The organism is Hymenobacter tibetensis, from assembly GCF_022827545.1.
In the GTDB taxonomy this organism is placed as follows: domain Bacteria; phylum Bacteroidota; class Bacteroidia; order Cytophagales; family Hymenobacteraceae; genus Hymenobacter; species Hymenobacter tibetensis.
Map to the genome: position 1 here is coordinate 4,099,205 of NZ_CP094669.1, position 16,687 is coordinate 4,115,891.

At 56.5% G+C, this 16,687-nt stretch carries 14 protein-coding genes; 9 read left to right on the forward strand and 5 right to left on the reverse strand.

The window, feature by feature from the left end; all coding sequences use genetic code 11:
- The first annotated feature begins 6 nt into the window (after positions 1–6).
- Entirely contained in the window at positions 7–975 is a 969-nt protein-coding gene (gene rfaD / locus MTX78_RS16430) for an ADP-glyceromanno-heptose 6-epimerase (protein ID WP_243796487.1), read from the forward strand.
- A 256-nt stretch (positions 976–1,231) separates the two neighbouring features.
- A complete protein-coding gene (locus tag MTX78_RS16435; RefSeq protein WP_243796489.1) occupies positions 1,232–2,647 on the forward strand; it encodes an FAD/NAD(P)-binding protein in 1,416 nt (471 codons plus the stop codon).
- Between the two features lie 94 nt (positions 2,648–2,741).
- Here the strand turns inward: MTX78_RS16435 and MTX78_RS16440 are convergent, their stop codons facing one another.
- From MTX78_RS16440 to MTX78_RS16450, 3 genes are all read right to left on the reverse strand, one after another.
- A complete protein-coding gene (locus MTX78_RS16440; RefSeq protein ID WP_243796491.1) occupies positions 2,742–3,023 on the reverse strand; it encodes a hypothetical protein in 282 nt (93 codons plus the stop codon).
- Positions 3,024–3,145: 122 nt separating this feature from the next.
- On the reverse strand, positions 3,146–4,150 hold the full coding sequence (locus MTX78_RS16445; protein WP_243796492.1) for a zinc-binding dehydrogenase: 1,005 nt from the start codon (positions 4,148–4,150) through the stop codon (positions 3,146–3,148).
- A gap of 61 nt (positions 4,151–4,211) precedes the next feature.
- Entirely contained in the window at positions 4,212–4,622 is a 411-nt protein-coding gene (locus MTX78_RS16450) for a thiol-disulfide oxidoreductase DCC family protein (RefSeq protein ID WP_243796494.1), read from the reverse strand.
- A gap of 542 nt (positions 4,623–5,164) precedes the next feature.
- Here MTX78_RS16450 and MTX78_RS16455 point away from each other — a divergent pair.
- Positions 5,165–5,572, forward strand: a complete 408-nt coding sequence (locus MTX78_RS16455) for a hypothetical protein (protein ID WP_243796500.1) — start codon at positions 5,165–5,167, stop codon at positions 5,570–5,572.
- A 339-nt stretch (positions 5,573–5,911) separates the two neighbouring features.
- Here the strand turns inward: MTX78_RS16455 and MTX78_RS16460 are convergent, their stop codons facing one another.
- Complete coding sequence (locus MTX78_RS16460) at positions 5,912–6,490, reverse strand: hypothetical protein (protein ID WP_243796501.1); 579 nt, start codon at positions 6,488–6,490, stop codon at positions 5,912–5,914.
- Between the two features lie 157 nt (positions 6,491–6,647).
- Here MTX78_RS16460 and MTX78_RS16465 point away from each other — a divergent pair, with 157 nt between their 5' ends.
- The 3 genes from MTX78_RS16465 to MTX78_RS16475 all read left to right on the forward strand — a co-directional run bounded on the left by MTX78_RS16465 (position 6,648) and on the right by MTX78_RS16475 (position 9,879).
- Positions 6,648–8,195, forward strand: a complete 1,548-nt coding sequence (locus tag MTX78_RS16465; RefSeq protein ID WP_243796503.1) for an HTTM domain-containing protein — start codon at positions 6,648–6,650, stop codon at positions 8,193–8,195.
- A gap of 81 nt (positions 8,196–8,276) precedes the next feature.
- Complete coding sequence (locus MTX78_RS16470) at positions 8,277–9,299, forward strand: MBL fold metallo-hydrolase (RefSeq protein WP_243796504.1); 1,023 nt, start codon at positions 8,277–8,279, stop codon at positions 9,297–9,299.
- Between the two features lie 259 nt (positions 9,300–9,558).
- On the forward strand, positions 9,559–9,879 hold the full coding sequence (locus tag MTX78_RS16475) for a hypothetical protein (protein ID WP_243796505.1): 321 nt from the start codon (positions 9,559–9,561) through the stop codon (positions 9,877–9,879).
- A gap of 78 nt (positions 9,880–9,957) precedes the next feature.
- On the opposite strand, the gene MTX78_RS16480 is transcribed toward MTX78_RS16475, so the two are convergent.
- Entirely contained in the window at positions 9,958–10,461 is a 504-nt protein-coding gene (locus tag MTX78_RS16480) for a DUF4126 family protein (RefSeq protein ID WP_243796507.1), read from the reverse strand.
- Positions 10,462–11,003: 542 nt separating this feature from the next.
- Between MTX78_RS16480 and MTX78_RS16485 the strand changes: the two genes are divergently transcribed.
- From MTX78_RS16485 to MTX78_RS16495, 3 genes are all read left to right on the forward strand, one after another.
- Complete coding sequence (locus MTX78_RS16485; RefSeq protein ID WP_243796509.1) at positions 11,004–12,461, forward strand: LbetaH domain-containing protein; 1,458 nt, start codon at positions 11,004–11,006, stop codon at positions 12,459–12,461.
- A 170-nt stretch (positions 12,462–12,631) separates the two neighbouring features.
- Positions 12,632–12,994 carry a hypothetical protein gene (locus MTX78_RS16490; protein ID WP_243796510.1) on the forward strand — a complete coding sequence of 121 codons (363 nt, stop codon included), beginning with the start codon at positions 12,632–12,634 and terminating at the stop codon, positions 12,992–12,994.
- 434 nt (positions 12,995–13,428) lie between these two features.
- Positions 13,429–16,629 (forward strand): TonB-dependent receptor, encoded by a 3,201-nt coding sequence (locus tag MTX78_RS16495; protein ID WP_243796512.1) that lies wholly within the window; start codon positions 13,429–13,431, stop codon positions 16,627–16,629.
- Positions 16,630–16,687: the final 58 nt, after the last annotated feature.

Here is a 16,687-nt window from a genome sequence, read left to right on the forward strand (position 1 = left end):
TGCCTTATGATAGTCGTCACTGGAGCGGCTGGCTTTATTGCCAGCTGTCTTGTCACCCGCCTCAACGCCGCCAATTTCAATGACATCGTGGTGGTGGACAACTTTGCTGTAGAGCGCAAGCTTGCCAATCTCAAAGGAAAACACCTACGCGAATACGTAGACCGGACCGAGTTTTTCGATTGGCTGGATACCCATCATGAGCAAGTAGAGTTCATCTTTCACTTGGGCGCACGCACCGATACTACGGAGCAAGACCGCGCCGTGCTAGATTTGCTGAACCTGAACTACTCCAAGCAGATGTGGCAGGCTTGCTGCCGCTACCAGCTGCCGCTCGTATACGCTTCCTCAGCGGCTACCTATGGCTCGGGCACACTTGGCTACTCCGACCAGGATGATGCCCTGTTGCCGCTCTACCGCCCCCTCAATCCGTACGGCGACTCTAAAAACGACTTCGACAACTGGGCTATCAATCAGTTGGAGAAGCCTTTTTTCTGGGCCGGACTGAAGTTCTTTAATGTGTACGGGCCCAACGAGTACCACAAGGGCCGGATGGCTTCCGTGATTCTCCATGCGTTCGAGCAGATTCAGAAAACGGGCTCCATGACGCTGTTCCGCTCGCACAACCCCGACTATACGGATGGCGGCCAAATGCGAGACTTTGTGTACGTGAAGGACGTGGTGGAGGTGTGCTACTTTCTGATGCGCCAGCGCCAGCACTCAGGCCTCTATAACTTGGGCACGGGGGAAGCGCGTACGTTCCTGGATTTGGCGCTTAACACCTTTGCTGCCCTCGGCCGCACCGCCGACATCCAGTTTCGCGACACTCCTGAAGATATCCGGGACAAGTACCAGTACTTCACGCAGGCCGACATGAGCAAACTGCGGAGCATTGGCTACAACCAGCCTTTCATTGCTCTCGAAGAAGGCATCAGCGACTACGTGCGCAATTATCTTGTGCCAGGAGCTTACCTATAAGCTAGCCCTGTGTTGTATGGTTGTCAATTGCCTGATGCTGCAACAACAAGCTACGTTCATACGACTTTGTGCTTCAGCAGCCCGCCCGTGTGGAACCCACGGACGGGCTGCTGGTTTTATAGTGCAGTAGGTACCGGCTGGTTTGCTTGTCTGGTGAAGTGAATTCAGAATTATACTAGTCCATTGCTTTACCTTGCACTCTTTGAAGAGTCGGCGTTTTTTTTGCTCCTGATTCCGTACTTCTAACTTGCTTGTTTTGCAGCAGCGCACTATCACAATTTTGGGAGGCGGCTTTTCGGGCTCGATGCTGGCCATTCAGCTGGCGCAGGTAGCAGGGCCGTTGAACGGAGAAGTACACATTGTGGAGCCCCGCCCGGTGCTGGGCCCGGGCCTGGCGTACCTAGACCGCCGGCCCGAGCATTTACTTAATGTGCGGGCGTCAAACATCAGTGCCTTCCCCGATCAGCCCAGGCATTTTATTAACTGGCTACAAGCAACCGGCACTCCCGTCCAAAACGATGATTTTTGTCCGCGCCAAACCTATGGCCGGTATATGAGGGCCCTTACTGATGAGGTTCTAACTCACCCAGCCGCCAATGGCCTAACGTTTCAGTGGCACCAGCAAGCAGCAATAGGCGTGACGGTAGCACCCGACGGCCACTACGCCACTGTGCGCCTTGCCGACGGCACCACACTACGCAGCGACATAGTAGTGCTGGCCTTGGGCAACTTTCCGCCGCCTACGCCAGCCGGTGCGGCGGAGTGTGTTTCTCATTCGGGCTTTCACAACAACCCTTGGGCCGAAGGCGCCCTACGCGCCATTAAGCCCGACGATGAAGTGCTGCTTATTGGCTCAGGACTGACAGCGGTTGACATACTGATGGGCCTGCGCGCCGATGGGCACCGGGCTCAGATTACGGTGGTATCTCGCAACAAGCGCTGGCCAGTTAGCCACCAACGGCACCCTTCGTACCCCAGCTTCTACGAAACCGAGCTGCGCCACCTGCATACAGTGGGCGAAGTGGTAGCGGCGGTGCGGCGGCAGGTCAGACAGGCTGCTACACAAGGCATACCGTGGCGGCCAGTATTCGACTCCCTGCGGCCGCACCTAGGCGCCATATGGTCGGCATGGCCTCTTCCAGAGCAGGCGCGTTTTCTACGGCACTTGGCCTCTCTGTGGTCGGTGCTGCGGCACCGGAGCCCGCAGCAGAATGTAGCAGCACTTACGGCTATGATAGCCACCGGCCAGGTACACATGCACAGTGGCCGCGTCAGGAAGATCGTGGAAGCCGGTGAAAACCTGCGCGTTGAAACCGAGCATAAAACAGAAACTACCTGGCATACCGCCCGGCACGTTATCAACTGCACCGGCCCGCTGCTAGACTACTCCCGAATCCAGGACCCTGCGGTAGCAGCGCTACGCACCGCCGGACATCTGCAAATTGACCCTTTGCGGTTAGGTATTCTTACCGACGAGCATGGTGCTATGCTCAATGCACGTGGAGAGGCCTCCAACTTGCTTTTCACTCTTGGCCCAAGCAGAAGACCAGCGTACTTCGAGTCGACAGCGGTGCCTGAACTACGCCAGCAGGCAGTGGCACTAGCGCAAGAGCTAGGATGCCGCTGGAACGAAAAGCAGAACGTAGCCCTAAGTGGTCATGAAGCTGGTTAGAGTGCCGTGCGCAAGACACATGACCAATAGGCACCTAACACAACGACCGTGTCCTGGGGCCCGGTCGTTGTGTTAGGTGCCAGCAAGCAAGCTGTTAGGCTGCCAGTTCATCGTCTTCAGGATACAGAGGGAAAACTGGCGTTTCGGGTGTCAGTAGACGGTTCGGAATGAGGGAAGGAGCCACCGTGTTGGCGGCGTTGTTGCGACGCAGGGCGCGCATGAGTAGATAGCGGTATTTCTCTGCATCGGCAAGGGCAGCTTCCACTGCGCGTAGGGCATCGTTGTAAGCCACTACGGGCACTGATTCCGCAGATTCGCCCGTGGGATACGTCAGATCAAAAACCGGGCACTGCAGGTATTCGGCGGGCGTTTTCATAAGAGCAAGATAAAGGAAATCAGGGTTGAAATTCAATCAAGAGTACAACAGCCCGACCGGTATTTTCATTCCATTTCAAGCTGGTTTTTCAATGAATTTTACCTGCCACTTATCATTGAATATCAGTTAGTTATACTCAGTACTAGCTTTCCGAATTGCAGCCCATTTTCCATCCGGCGCAGGGCTGTTTCACCCTCGGATAATGGAAAGGTTTCGTCTATTATTGGCACTAGCTTATGCTCTTCTAATAGCTGCACCATTTCACTGAAGTCTTGCTCGGTGCCCATGCTAGAGCCCAGCAAGGAAAGCTGATTCCAGAACACTTTGCGGGCGGCTAGTTGCGGTATATCACCATGTGTGGCGCCATAAAACACAATGCGTCCGCCCGGAGCCGCAGCGTCTATTAAGTTATTGAAGCCAGGCCCGGCAGCGCTATCTACTATCACGTGGAATCCACCGCCGGCTTGCTTGCTCAGGATAGATGGCCATTTTTCAGTTTTGTAGTTGATGCCTCCTTTGGCACCCAAGGCTACCGCCTTTTCTATTTTTTCCTCGGAACTAGAGGTCACCCACACTTCGGCGCCCACCGCTACCGCCATTTGCAACGCATGCAAGGCCACGCCACCACCTATTCCACTAATAAGCACCCGCTCGCCGGGCTGTAGTGCGGCCCTTGTAAACAGAGCCCGATACGCTGTTACGCCACCCAACGGGAGTGCGGCGGCTTGCTCGAAGGAAAGATGCGCGGGCTTGGCCTGCACGTAGCGCGCGGGTACGCAAACATACTCGGCAAAAGTACCGTCCTGCGGCAACCCCAGGATCGTGAACTCACGGCCCTGCGCAGCAGGATTGTCGCCCCAGTTCTGGCCGGGATTAATGAGCACCTCCTGGCCACGTAACTGCTCGTTCACTCCTTCGCCTAGCTCAGCGATAATGCCAGCGCCATCGGCTCCGAGAATAATAGGAAATTTCAGGCCCGCATACTGCCCTTTTTGAATCCAGACGTCGCGGTGGTTGAGGGCAGCGGCACGTAGCTGCACAAGCACCTCCCCGGGGCCTGGCTGTGGTGTTGGTACTTCCCGATACTGAATTACTTGGTTGATGCCGTCAAGGACAAGAGCTTGCATATGGTGAGGTGGTGGAATGGAACGATATGGGTAGCAACAAGGCGTACTACCAAATGAGGAGTTACAGAAAGCGTTGTTTGAGGGCAGGCGTTGGCAGCATGCAGGCGTCTTGGTGTCCAAACCACTGGTAGCGGTGCCGGGCCACGAAGCGGTACACCCAGTCGCGGAGCGGACGTGGTACTGCCATGCCTACATAGGCCCATGCCCAAGGTGCCTGCAACCGCCGCACGATGCGCAAAGCAGCCGTGGAATGCGTGTAGACCTGCCCATGCTCAACTAGCATCACTGTTTCTGGCTCTAGCACCGGGGGCAACCCATGAGCTGCCAACAGCTTGCGGCCGGCTTCTGACTGCAGCGACGTGAACTGAAAGTAACTGGCTGGGTCGCGTTTGATAACGAACTGCACAAAGCCGTTGCACAGGTTACAGACGCCATCAAACAAAATAACGGCGGCAGCGGCAGAAGAAGCCATATACTAGTAGGTAAGCATGAGTGAACTTGCCGCTGGACGCAGCTACTAGCACCAGTACGTAGACTGGTGCTTGCTGTTCGTATCGTACTGAACTCGCAACACAGTCAAACGTTTTTATTCACTTGGCACCCTTGTGTAAGCTCAACGGCAAGCGGTGGAACAGCGCTATTATATCTAGATCTATACAACTGTTTATCAACTAGATTACGTGTTTTTACTTACGTCCTTATCAAGGAAAACAGGTGTTTATTCAGGGGTAAAAAGTCTATGTCTCTATCCGGATGGCCGTATAGCGAAAGACGGTTCTCAATCATCTACACTTCTTTCTGCGCTATGAAAAGTTAGGTACAACCTCGGACACCACTACGGGCGGCACCACATCGAGCACTACTAACCGAACTACTTCGGGTGGCGGCGGGGGAATCACCTAAGTTCAAGCTCTACAGTCGGTTGCAAGGAAGGTTTCCAAAGTAGACCTTCTTGGCGGTCGGCTCGTAGAAGGGGGCTGTTTGCTTATTCTTTCACTGTTTCTTCTTTCTACTATGTACAAGTCACGCATCAACTTTCTGGCAGTTGCTCTCTTAGGCGCCACACTTTCACTGGGTTCCTGTGGGGGCAATGGCAGTGCATCCGAATCGAGCACCGGATCAGGTGATGTTGCTACTGATTCTGATGCTAATGGCAGCTCAGACATCAACGGCACATCCAACACCGAAATGGACTCGATGAGCACGGATAACGCAGCAAGCACCGGCGAAGGCACGGGGGCCACGGGCGGTAGCTCTACCTCTGGCACAACCGGCAGCACCACCAACGGTGGCACCATGAGCAATGGTCCCGTGTCAACGGGCACTGGCAGCGGCAGTACCAGCGGCACTACGGGAGCCTCTAACGCAGGAGGTACCACAGGTGGCGGTACTACGGGCGGCGGCACTACCAGCGGCCAATAAGTTTAAATGCCTAAACAGCAGTATACCAACTCATTACTGCGCTGGTATCAGCTTGAAACTGGTAGCTATTTGTGCGTATAAGTTCGCAAAAGAGAGGGTCAAATGGTAGCTCAACCGTATTTATGCGGACTACAGCTGAGAAAATTCAGTATTAATTCAGAAGCTATTTCCAGCCCTTTGTTTGCTTGATACCGTAGAACAGCCCATTGCCCTTAGGCATTAGGTTACCATCATCCTCCCATCATCTCTCCGTTTTCTAGCTATGAAAAAGTCTTCATTCTTCCTTTCCGCCGCTTTACTTGCCGCTTTCGTTGCCACTTCTAGCGTATCGGCTTTGGCTCAAACTACAACGGGTGGCACTACCACAGGTACCAGCACTGCTGGTAGCACCAGCGGCTCCATGACGAGCGGCAGCACTAGTGGCTCCATGACCACTGGTACCACAGCTGGCACCACCGCCGGCCGCACTACCATGGGCACCACTAGCGGCACTATGACCTCAGGCACCACCGCTGGTACCACCAGCGGCGCTGTAACTTCGGGCACTACGGCCGGCACCATCACCAGCGGTACCACCTCGGGCTCAATGACCACGGGCACCACCACCACAGGCACTACGTCCGGAACTACTTCGGGCACCACGGCCGGTTCGCGTACGACGGCTGGCTCGGGCACCACGTCCGGCTCAGGCTCTATGACAAGCGGTTCTACCAGCGGCAGCACCTCGGGTTCGATGACTTCAGGTTCAACGACCTCGGGCCGTTCTACTAGCGGCGCTTCTACGTCCGGCACCTCGGGCCGCACGACTAGCAGCACCAGAAGCGGCAGCAAAAACGCAGGCCGTACTACCAGCGGTACCACGTCAGGCACTACTTCAGGCAGATCTACTTCGGGTTCGGGCTCTACGAGCGGTAGCACTACTTCTGGTTCTACCAGCGGCAGCACTACCCGCTAAGGGCAATGCCGGCTTCTAAGTTTTAGTTGGCCGAAAAGGCGGAAAGGCTGACCATCTGATACGATGGTTACCTTTCCGCCTTTTTTTGGCTGTTTGTCTCTGCGTTCCGTTGTGCTATCTATGCTCAAACTGCTTACAGTTCTTCGTCGCCCTTTCGTTTTCGATTTACGTGCGTTGGCCTTGTTGCGGGTAGCAGTGGCAGCAGTGCTACTCACCGACCTCGTTATCCGAAGCACTGATTTGGAGGCGCACTATTCCAACATGGGGGTGCTACCACTGCAAGTACTGTTTGAGCACAACTGGAATCCGTACGAGTTTTCGCTGCACAGCAGCAGTGGCCTGTGGCAGGTGCAAGCGGTGCTTTTCCTGTTGGCAGGCTTGGTGGCCGTAGCTTTGCTACTCGGCTACCAGACCCGCTTGGCTACGGCAATTTCGTGGGTACTGCTGGTGTCCGTGCAAAACCGCAACCCGCTCATTTCGCAGGGCGGCGACGATTTGCTGCGCATGCTCTTGTTCTGGGGCTTCTTTTTGCCTTGGGGCCGGGTGTACTCGCTTGATGCCCGCCAACGCCCTACCCCACCAGCGCTGAGCTATTTCAGTGTCACCAACGTGGCGTATGTAGCGCAACTGGCGCTGGTATATTGGTGCACGGCCCTGCTCAAAACCGGCGCCGAATGGACCCAAGACGGCACAGCCCTCTACTACGCCCTCAGCCTCGACCAGGTGTTGATGCCCGGCGGATGCCTTATTTACCCGTATCCGGAGCTGCTGCGTTTTCTCACGTTCAGCACCTATTACCTGGAAATGCTGCTGCCATTCGTGCTGTTCTTGCCGTTCTGGGTACCGTTCTGGCGGCTGGTGTTTGTGGGCGTCATGTTCGCGTTCCACCTCGGCATTAGCCTCACTTTGTTTGTCGGGCTGTTTTTCCTCATCAATATGGCCTCTGTGTTGGGGCTACTGCCTCCCGTGGCCATGGACTGGCTGGAACGCCGCTTAGTGCCTGCCACCCAACGGCTGCGCCCCCGGGTGGCAGCCCGGCTGGCTCCTTGGCAAAGCCGGTTGGCCACCTGGCAACGGCCGCTCCACGTCCGGATCAACTCTTCGCTGGAGCTTTCCGAAGGCTTCCGCCGCTTGATGCGCAGTATGCGCTCCGGGCTTGTTACGGGCCTGTTGGTGTATGTCTGCTGGTGGAATTTCGACAACATTGTGGACCCGCGTTGGACCATGCGCGAACCGTTGCGCTGGATAGGGTATTTGGTTCGCATTGATCAGCACTGGGGCATGTTTGCGCCGTCGGTGTTCAAAGATGATGGCTGGTACATTCTGGATGCGACCACCACCGACGGCCGCCACCTCGACCTGAACCGCGGGGGGGCGCCTACTACCGAAGCAAAGCCCGCTTCCGTAATGCAGCTCTTCAAAAACGACCGGTGGCGCAAGTACTCGGAAAACTATCTGTTTGTCTCGAACACCTACATGCGTCCCTATTACTGCAACTACCTGTTGCGTATCTGGAGCGAAGATCCGTCGCACGCCCCGCTGCGCCACCTCGATGTTGTCTACATGAAAGAAGTGTCGCAACCCAACTACCAGCCCGTAACGCCTACCCGAGAGGTGCTTTGCGGCTGTGATGCGGCTGTTCCTGCCGCTCCGGTGGCAGTTAAGTAGCAGGCTGTTGTGCCATAACAGCATGTGCTACGGCACAACGGCCACCTGTTTCTATTCCTCACCTTTTCTCCCCAATCTTCTATGCTTACCACCGCTAACCGTGCCAATACGCCCGCGCTGCAACATGTTGCAGCGGGTTTATGGGGCCTGCGCGACGTATTCGCGAACCTGTACTTTGTACGCAACCTCGATGTCATTGCCGACTCCTGGGTGCTGATTGACGCCGGACTTCCCGGTTCGGGCCAGAAGGTGCAGCGCTCTGCCGAAGCACTTTTCGGCGAGAAGAACCCACCGGCTGCCATCTTGCTTACCCACGGCCACTTCGACCACGTAGGCGCGTTGCCGCACCTGCTGGCCGCCTGGCCCGATGTGCCGGTGTACGCGCACTCGCTGGAACTGCCCTATCTCACGGGCCGCTCGTCTTACCCCCCACCTGACCCAACGGTTGGGGGCGGTGCTATGGCCGCCATGTCGTTTCTGTATCCAAAGAAGCCTCTTGACTTAGGCTCCCGCGTGCAGCCCCTACCAGCCGATGGCACCGTGCCGAACCTGCCCGGCTGGCGTTGGGTGCATACGCCTGGCCATACCCCCGGTCACGTTTCGTTTTTTCGCGAAAACGACCACACGCTGGTAGCCGGCGACGCTTTCGTGACGGTGCTGGCCGAGTCGGGAGTAGCTACTTTCACCCAGAAGCAAGAAGTGAACGGCCCACCTGCCTATTTCACCCCCGACTGGCAGCATGCACGCTATTCCGTAGCGCTCCTGGAAGGCATGGAGCCGAAACTAGCAGCTACCGGCCACGGCATCCCAATGCGGGGCGAAGAACTGCGCAAACAGCTCGCCGACCTGGTTAAGCACTTCGACGAGAAAGCGGTGCCAGCTCGCGGCCGGTACGTGGGGCACCCCGCCACCGCCGACGAAAGCGGCGTGCTATCGGTACCGCCGGCGGCCCCGAGCACCATTCCGTTGTGGCTGGTAGGAGCCGGTTTGGCGGTGGCTGGCGGCATTTGGCTGGCACGCAACAGCCATAAGATTTCCGGAGCCCGGCAGTCGCGCCGTGCCCCTAAGCAAAGCTATTCGTCGTCTACGGTTTACAGGGGGTAGAAAGCAGGTTGCAGAACAAAGGCGGCCAACCGGGTGCTTCCGGTTTGTTGGCCGCCTTTGTTCTGCAGTAGTGAGCTTGGCGGTGCAGCGAGCAAACGCCGGTTTGGCAGGGATTCAACGTACAACGGGCCTGCTAGCCACCCAAACCGTAACCGCAGAGCCGTGCAGTACGTTCGCTGAAGCAGCAGGTGGCTGGTTAGCCACCACTCTGGCCGGTTTGCCCTCCGTTGTTGTACTTCTACTATCCAATCACATACTCATGAAACGATTTCCCCACCTACTCGCCTTGCTGGCTATAGCTTCGCTTTCGGCCTGCGACCCCCAGAACTCTCCTGGCAAAGACCCGCAACGTAGCGAAGACTTCAGCCAGAATCCGCCCGCAACGGCCAACGAAACAGACCGTGACAGCATTTCGGGCGGCCAACGCGTAGAAAAGCCTATCGGCAAGGGCTCGGCGGCCGACCAGAAAACGTCAGGCTCGGATAGCTACCAAGCTGCCCCCGGCGACCGGAGCTCACCAACCAGCCAGATGCCCACCAATTCGGAAGAGCTGAAAGGCAACGCCCGCGAAACCGAATAGTTTTGCTTGCAAACAAACAAAAGCCCGCTGATATGCTATCAGCGGGCTTTTTCGTTGTGCTTTACTAGAGTAGACTCTTTACAGCGCTCTACCTGCCGGAGAGCCCAGCGCGGTGCCCTTCGACAACGCCAAACCGGCACCGAGCACCAGTGCATCTTCGAAGCCCCCGACCAGCGCGATTGGCAGGCCGGATTCTTGGGCTGATTTTTTGCGCAAATACAAGCTGCCATACGTGGCAGCAACCGCCATGGCGCCACCTAGCAGCGCCCCTTTCACCACACTGTCGTGGTTTAGCTTATAGAGGGTAGCTCCTACCAGTGCCCCCGAGAGCAACCGGCCGGCTAGTACCGGCGGCGCCGTACGGTCAGGCCCATCGGGCAGCTTGTCGCCGACCATTTCGCCGGCGGTCATGAACTTGAGGCCGGTGGCCACCCAGGGCTTTTGCAGCCACCGCAACGGTGATTTTGCCAAGCCTTGCGGATGAAATTTGGTGAGGTTATCAGCTAGTAGCATGGGAGCGGTCATGCTCCGGAAGCCGGCTAAGGTGCCCAAGCCAACAGTTTGCCAGAAGTGCTTCTGCATGTTCTTAGAAAATCAGGTGAGGAAAGTACTCCCTTGAACGGCAAATTCCCTCCCACGACCAAGCAACAGTTGATTTCTTTTTCTGTACCCCTCTCCCCTACCCGCGGTGCAGCGCACCACCTTGGAAGCCTTCGTTTAAGCGACCTTCAATGCTTGGCATTGGAAAGCTAGCGGGGGCAGAAAGGCAGAAACGTTCCTCAGGTTGCTCGTTCGCGTCGTGCCGGCAGTGCAGTGAACTTACCGGTAGGGAACTTGCCAGGAGCGGGGTATTTTGCTGGGTGCTGAGATTATGTTTTCACTCCCTACGCCTGTGTAGTAGAGGTCCATTGAACCGCCTTTTCCAACAACTATTCAACTAAGTCGCTATTAGCCAGTATGTACCTCGTGCATCGGGCTAGTCCCCGTAATTGCGCAAACCAGCACGGCCCTTCTACGGGTGTGTAATATTTTGATTCACACCACTATAAGCCTGCTTTTTTTCTTTAAAATTCTTAAATCCTAGATCGAAAGGCCATTCTATTTCTCAACCAACTATCCTTACCATGCGAAAGATTAACTCATCATTTACTGCTTCCTCTAAAAGGATGCTGCAACGGTGCGCTAGCGCGGTACTGCTTGCCAGCGCGGGCTTAGCCGGTTTGGCGTCCTGCACCGAAACGCTGGAAGAATCGGTTGCCCCTAGCACTGTGGGTGCTGCCGACTCCGAAACGGTGGAGGCGAGCTTCAGCCCAACACAGCGCAACCGCCCGGTGCTACCCGCCACGGCTTCTTTGGAAAAGGCCACGTTCATTGACCCAACCGTCACCATCACCGGCGCCAATTCCATTCTACTGGGTCCCCAAATCTACATTGGCCCGTTTGCGCGCTTGCTCGCCGACGACAGAAAAGACAAAGACCGTAGCACCGGCACTCCCGTTACTGCGGTGAGCTTGCAAGGCAACGGCCACGACGAGGACATCCAAATCCGGATTGGCAAGGAAACCAACCTGCAAGACAACGTAACCGTGGTTGCCGACGCCAACCGTTCCGGCGCCGACCGTGCCAAAGTAGCTGCGCTGGGCATCGAGGGCGTGGAAATTGGCGAGCGGGTTATTCTGGCTCACGGCTCCACCGTGAAGGGCCCTGCCCAGATTGGCATCGAGGGCACCAACATCCCCGTCGACCCCGACGACGACCAGGAGGTATTCCTTAGCTTTGGCTGCGAAATTGATGGGGCTATTTTAGAGAAGAACACCGGGGTATCGGCGTTGGCCCGTGTGGGTCCGGGGGTGCGGCTGCGCAGTGGCTACATTGTTCTGCCCGGCAAGAACGTAACCACCCAGGCCGAAGCCGATGACCCAGGGCTTGGCAAAGTCCGGCTGCTAGTGGAAGCCGACATCCTATTTAATGAAGGCGTGTTGGAAGTCAATATTGCTTTCGCCCGCGAGTACTCACGCCTTTTCCGCGAAAACCCGTCGAACGTGCGCGGCATCAACTTCGACCCTGGTAACACGGGCTTCAACCCCAACCGCGACCTTCCAAAACTGGCTGGCCGCCCAACCCAGATACCGGGTTACCGCAACCGCATCATCGGTGAGGTGTCCATTGCAAACTCGTTCCCAGACCTTCAGCACGTGCTAGGCGAGGGCATTTCCATCCGAGCTGATGAAGGGGAGCCCTTCGTGATTGGCCGCATTGCCCGCATGGACGACAACGTTATCTTCCACGCCCTAGAGCAAACGCCTATTCAGGCCGGCGACAACATCCGCTACGGCGAACGGTCTATTGTGCACGGCGGTGGCCGGCGCCCCCTAGCTGGTGGCGGCGACGATGAGCCTACCATTCTGGAAGACAATGTGCAGCTCAAAAGCCAGGCAGTGGTGTTCCGCTCGCTCATTGGGCGAGGCGCTAGTGTGGGCCGCAAGTCGGCAGTTGTCAACACCGATGTTGCGCCTAACACTGTAATTCCTGACCGGGTAGTCTACGTCAACAACGCCCTGTTCGGCCCCGTCGAGTGGTAAACAAAGCAGTTATGCTACCCCAGCAACGGGTTGCTAGAAGTCTGAAAGCCTGGTTCCCACTGGGGAGCCAGGCTTTTTTCGCGGTGCTTTTCGTAGCTAGCCTGCTTGCAAGCTGCCACGAAAAGCAAGCGCCTACAACCCCTAGTGCCTCCCTCGCGCCCGTCACAGGGTTGCGCACCACCTTGCTCGACACGGTAACCACCCTGCCCAACGGGCAGATTGCGTGGTCGACGTACTGGCGGCTGTGTTGGGAACCTTACCCTGGCGCGCAAGCCTACGAAATGCAGACAGCCACCGATGAAGGCATTTCGCCCAAATTGCGCCGGCTTCCGGCTGCTTGTTATCGCCTACAGGTGGCCGCCGGCCGAAATGCCAAAAGCCAAGGCTTCCTGAACCGCAAGCAACTTCTAGACCTGCAAGCAGGCCAGCTCTCATTTAGAATCCGAGCCGTGTTAGGGCCAAACCAGTTTAGCGCATGGTCGGCCCCTACCCGGTTGGAACCCGCTACCGCTGCCGCAGCTGCGCCTAACTAGAGTTGACTACTTCACTGCACAGCTCATTTTCTGTGGCAACACTGTTGCTAGCGTGCTTTCCACGAGGCCGCCGCCCCAACACAACTACAGTGTATCGGAGCGGCGGCTTTGTTGCTGGTTGTAGTAGCCGTAAAGCTGTGCTGTGTTGGCAGCGCAGGAGTTGCTTTCCTCACTCCTTTTTAAGCTACGCCTCACTTGGTTTCCTTAAGCTCCCCTGCTGCCGATAGAATAGACACGTATTGTCCTTGTCTATAGTATATTTCTTATATTTATTTTACTAGTGGAATATATAATTGACTATCACGCGCTTACGAGATATTTAATGTTTCCTAATTGTTACTAAAATGTTATGCAAGCATAATTCATAATTCCTTAATCTAGTTTCGCGGTCGAAAACTGGATGCTTTGTGCTGAAACCTAACCGCTCTTTTCCTATGAGAAACAAACTTCTACTTGTTCTACTACTGGGCTTTACGCTCCTGCTTGGCGGCCACGTTGGGCTTGGGCAAGGAGTTACCACGTCCGCCATGAAGGGGCTGGTGCTGGATAGCAAAAACCAACCGTTACCCGGCGCCACCGTGGTAGCCACCCACCTTCCGACCGGCACCAAATACGGCACTGCCACCCGCGACAATGGCCAGTACGACTTGCTCAACATGCGCGTTGGCGGACCGTATGAGCTGGCAATTTCCTTCGTGGGGTCCCAAACCTACACCGATACGGGCATTCAGCTGGCGCTCGGCAAAACGTTTGAAAGCAAAGTGACACTGGCCGATGGCACGCAGGCGCTGGGCGAGGTGGTAGTGAAGGGCAACCGCGACGGCCAAATCAACAAGGACCGCACGGGGGCATCCACCAACATCAGCAGTGCTGCTATCCGTACGCTGCCCACTATCAGCCGCTCCCAGGAAGATTTTACGCGCCTCACGCCCCAAAGCAGCGGCCTGAGCTTTGGCGGACGCAACACGCTTTACAACAACTTCTCGCTCGACGGCTCCATTTTCAACAACTCGTTCGGGCTAGATGCGCCTACGCCGGGCGGCCAAACCAACTCGCAGCCGGTTAGCCTCGATGCCATCGAGCAGTTGGAAGTGAGCTTGGCACCTTACGATGTGCGGCAGGGTGGCTTTACGGGCGCCGGCGTGAATGCTGTAACCAAGAGCGGCACCAACGACTTTAAAGGCACCGTGTACACGTACCTGCGCAATGAGAGCCTAATCGGAGAGAAAGTAGGCGACGTTCAACTCACCAATCCCGACCTCAAATTCAACCAGACTGGGTTTGCGCTGGGCGGTCCTATCCTTAAGAACAAGCTGTTCTTTTTCACCAACGCTGAAATTACGCGGCGCGACGACCCAGGCCTCACGTTCCGTCCTGCTAGTAGCGCCGCTGAAGCCCAGGCCGCCCTCAACGGCTCGGTTGATGGGGTGAGCCGCGTATTGGAGAGTGACCTAATCAGCATTCGACAGCGCCTGATTGATGTGTATGGCTACGACCCCGGCACCTACCGAGACTTTACCTACCGCACCTCCAGCGACAAGTTCCTGGTGAAATTCGACTGGAACATCACGCCCAAAAGCACTTTCTCGCTGCGCTACAACTACCTGAAGAGCTACCGCGAGCAAGGTCCGCACCCCATTGCCATTGCGCCATCCAGCCGGGTGCAGGGCGTGAACACGCTGCAATATTCCAACTCGGGCTACACCATCCACAACAACTTGAACTCATTGGTAGGCGAGTTAAACTCGCGCATCGGTGAGAAGTTCAGCAACAAGGCCCAACTCAGCTTCTCAGCTTTCCGCGACTACCGCGAACTGCCTTCCAACAAGCTGTTTCCGATGATAGACCTCACGCGCAACGGCACCACTTACGTGAGCGTGGGCACCGAGCAGTTTTCGGCTGAGAACCGGCTAGACCAGAACATTACGCAGTTCACTGATAACCTAAGCTACTTCGCTGGTGCCCACGTGCTAACGGCCGGCGTTACCTACGAGCAGTTCAACTTCGTCAACGACTTCAATTTGCAGCGCTACGGCTACAATCGTCTCGAAGTAGACAGCTTGTTCAAGTACACAACTCCTGGGCAATCAGGCTTTTTAGACCTCAATGCAACAGCTGAAGCCGGCGGCCGCAACCGGGTAAAGTCGGCGGACGTGAAGGTGGCGCAGTTGGGCTTGTACCTTCAGGATGAGTGGAACGTCACGCCCGCGTTCAAGCTGACGCTTGGCGTCCGCGCCGACATGCCCATCTACAACACCGACGTGGCCCCGAACACCCAAATCCTGAACGCTCCCCTGCTCGACTCCAAGGGCCAGCCAGCCACGGTTGACGTCACCAAGTTTCCGAAGAACACACCGTTGTTTTCGCCGCGGCTGGGTTTCAACTACGCCATCGAAAACGACCTTACCACCCAGGTTCGGGGCGGCACGGGCATTTTCACCGGCCGTATTCCGTTCGTATGGATCAGCAACCAAGCTTCTAACTCGCAGTTCGACCCTGGCTATACCTTCCAGATCAACGGTACGGCCAATGACTTCAAGTTTCCGCAGGTATGGCGCTCCAACCTGGCCATCGACCAGCAACTGCCGGGCGGTATTGTAGCTACGCTGGAAGCTATTTACTCTAAAGACCGGAATGCCGCCATTCACCGCAACTACAACTTCGTGACGCCGACCGAAACCCTAACGGGTGCGGATACGCGCTTGATTTATCCGGCGGCAGGTCCACGCATCACACCGGGTTTCACGGGTCCGGATGGGCAGTTCAGCTTCCTAGACGCCGGCGTGATTGTACTCGAAAACACCAACAAAGGCTACCAGTACAACCTCACCGGACAGCTGAAAAAAGACTTCGCCAACGGCCTATACGTGCAAGCAGCCTACACCTACTCGCGCGCCAAAGACGTAACGTCGAACCCCGGCGAAATTGCGGCCGATGCGTACCAGCGCAACCCGGTGATTGGCAATGCCAACAATCCGCAGCTGGCGTTCAGCGACTTTGGGTTGCAGCACCGCATCATTGGAGCCGCCGGTAAGCGCTTTAGCTATGGCAACGGGAAGATGGCCACCACGCTTAGCTTCTTCTTTGAAGCTGCCCAAGGCAACCGCTTTTCCTACACCTACGCTGGCGACCTGAACCGCGACGGTATTCCGGGCAACGACTTGCTGTTTGTGCCTGCTACCCGCGACCAAATCAACCTGGTGGACATTCGGGATGCCGCGGGTACTGTGCTGGTTACGGCCGCGCAGCAGTGGGAGCAGCTGAATGCCTACATCAGCCAAGACGATTACCTGTCCGAGCAACGTGGCAGCTTCACGGCCCGCAACGGCGCCATTAGCCCGTGGTACACCCAGTTGGATGCCAAGGTATTGCAGGACTTCTCGGTGGCAGCCGGTGAGCGGAAGCACACCTTCCAACTTAGCTTCGACATTCAGAACCTAGGCAACTTACTCAGCTCCGATTGGGGCGTGCGACGCGTGTACGCCAACAACCGGTTCATCGAAGCCAGCTACCCAACGGCCACCTCGAACGTGCCCGCGTACCAGTTCCGCGGCGGCAACCAAACCTTCATCAACAACACCGACCTCAACAGCCGCTGGCGTGCCCAGATTGGCCTGCGCTACATTTTCGATTAAGTAACGCATAGCGAGTATTATTAGCAAAAAGGCCCCGAAGCACAATGCTTCGGGGCCT

Excerpts from the sequence above, each read along its gene's own strand:
- MTX78_RS16450 (WP_243796494.1), bottom strand. The coding sequence starts at position 4,622 with ATGGCTTCTTCTGCCGCTGCCGCCGTTATTTTGTTTGATGGCGTCTGT.
- MTX78_RS16485 (WP_243796509.1), top strand. The coding sequence starts at position 11,004 with ATGCGAAAGATTAACTCATCATTTACTGCTTCCTCTAAAAGGATGCTG.
- MTX78_RS16465 (WP_243796503.1), top strand. The coding sequence starts at position 6,648 with ATGCTCAAACTGCTTACAGTTCTTCGTCGCCCTTTCGTTTTCGATTTA.
- MTX78_RS16495 (WP_243796512.1), top strand. The coding sequence starts at position 13,429 with ATGAGAAACAAACTTCTACTTGTTCTACTACTGGGCTTTACGCTCCTG.
- MTX78_RS16475 (WP_243796505.1), top strand. The coding sequence starts at position 9,559 with ATGAAACGATTTCCCCACCTACTCGCCTTGCTGGCTATAGCTTCGCTT.
- MTX78_RS16440 (WP_243796491.1), bottom strand. The coding sequence starts at position 3,023 with ATGAAAACGCCCGCCGAATACCTGCAGTGCCCGGTTTTTGATCTGACG.
- MTX78_RS16455 (WP_243796500.1), top strand. The coding sequence starts at position 5,165 with ATGTACAAGTCACGCATCAACTTTCTGGCAGTTGCTCTCTTAGGCGCC.
- MTX78_RS16445 (WP_243796492.1), bottom strand. The coding sequence starts at position 4,150 with ATGCAAGCTCTTGTCCTTGACGGCATCAACCAAGTAATTCAGTATCGG.
- MTX78_RS16470 (WP_243796504.1), top strand. The coding sequence starts at position 8,277 with ATGCTTACCACCGCTAACCGTGCCAATACGCCCGCGCTGCAACATGTT.
- rfaD (WP_243796487.1), top strand. The coding sequence starts at position 7 with ATGATAGTCGTCACTGGAGCGGCTGGCTTTATTGCCAGCTGTCTTGTC.
- MTX78_RS16480 (WP_243796507.1), bottom strand. The coding sequence starts at position 10,461 with ATGCAGAAGCACTTCTGGCAAACTGTTGGCTTGGGCACCTTAGCCGGC.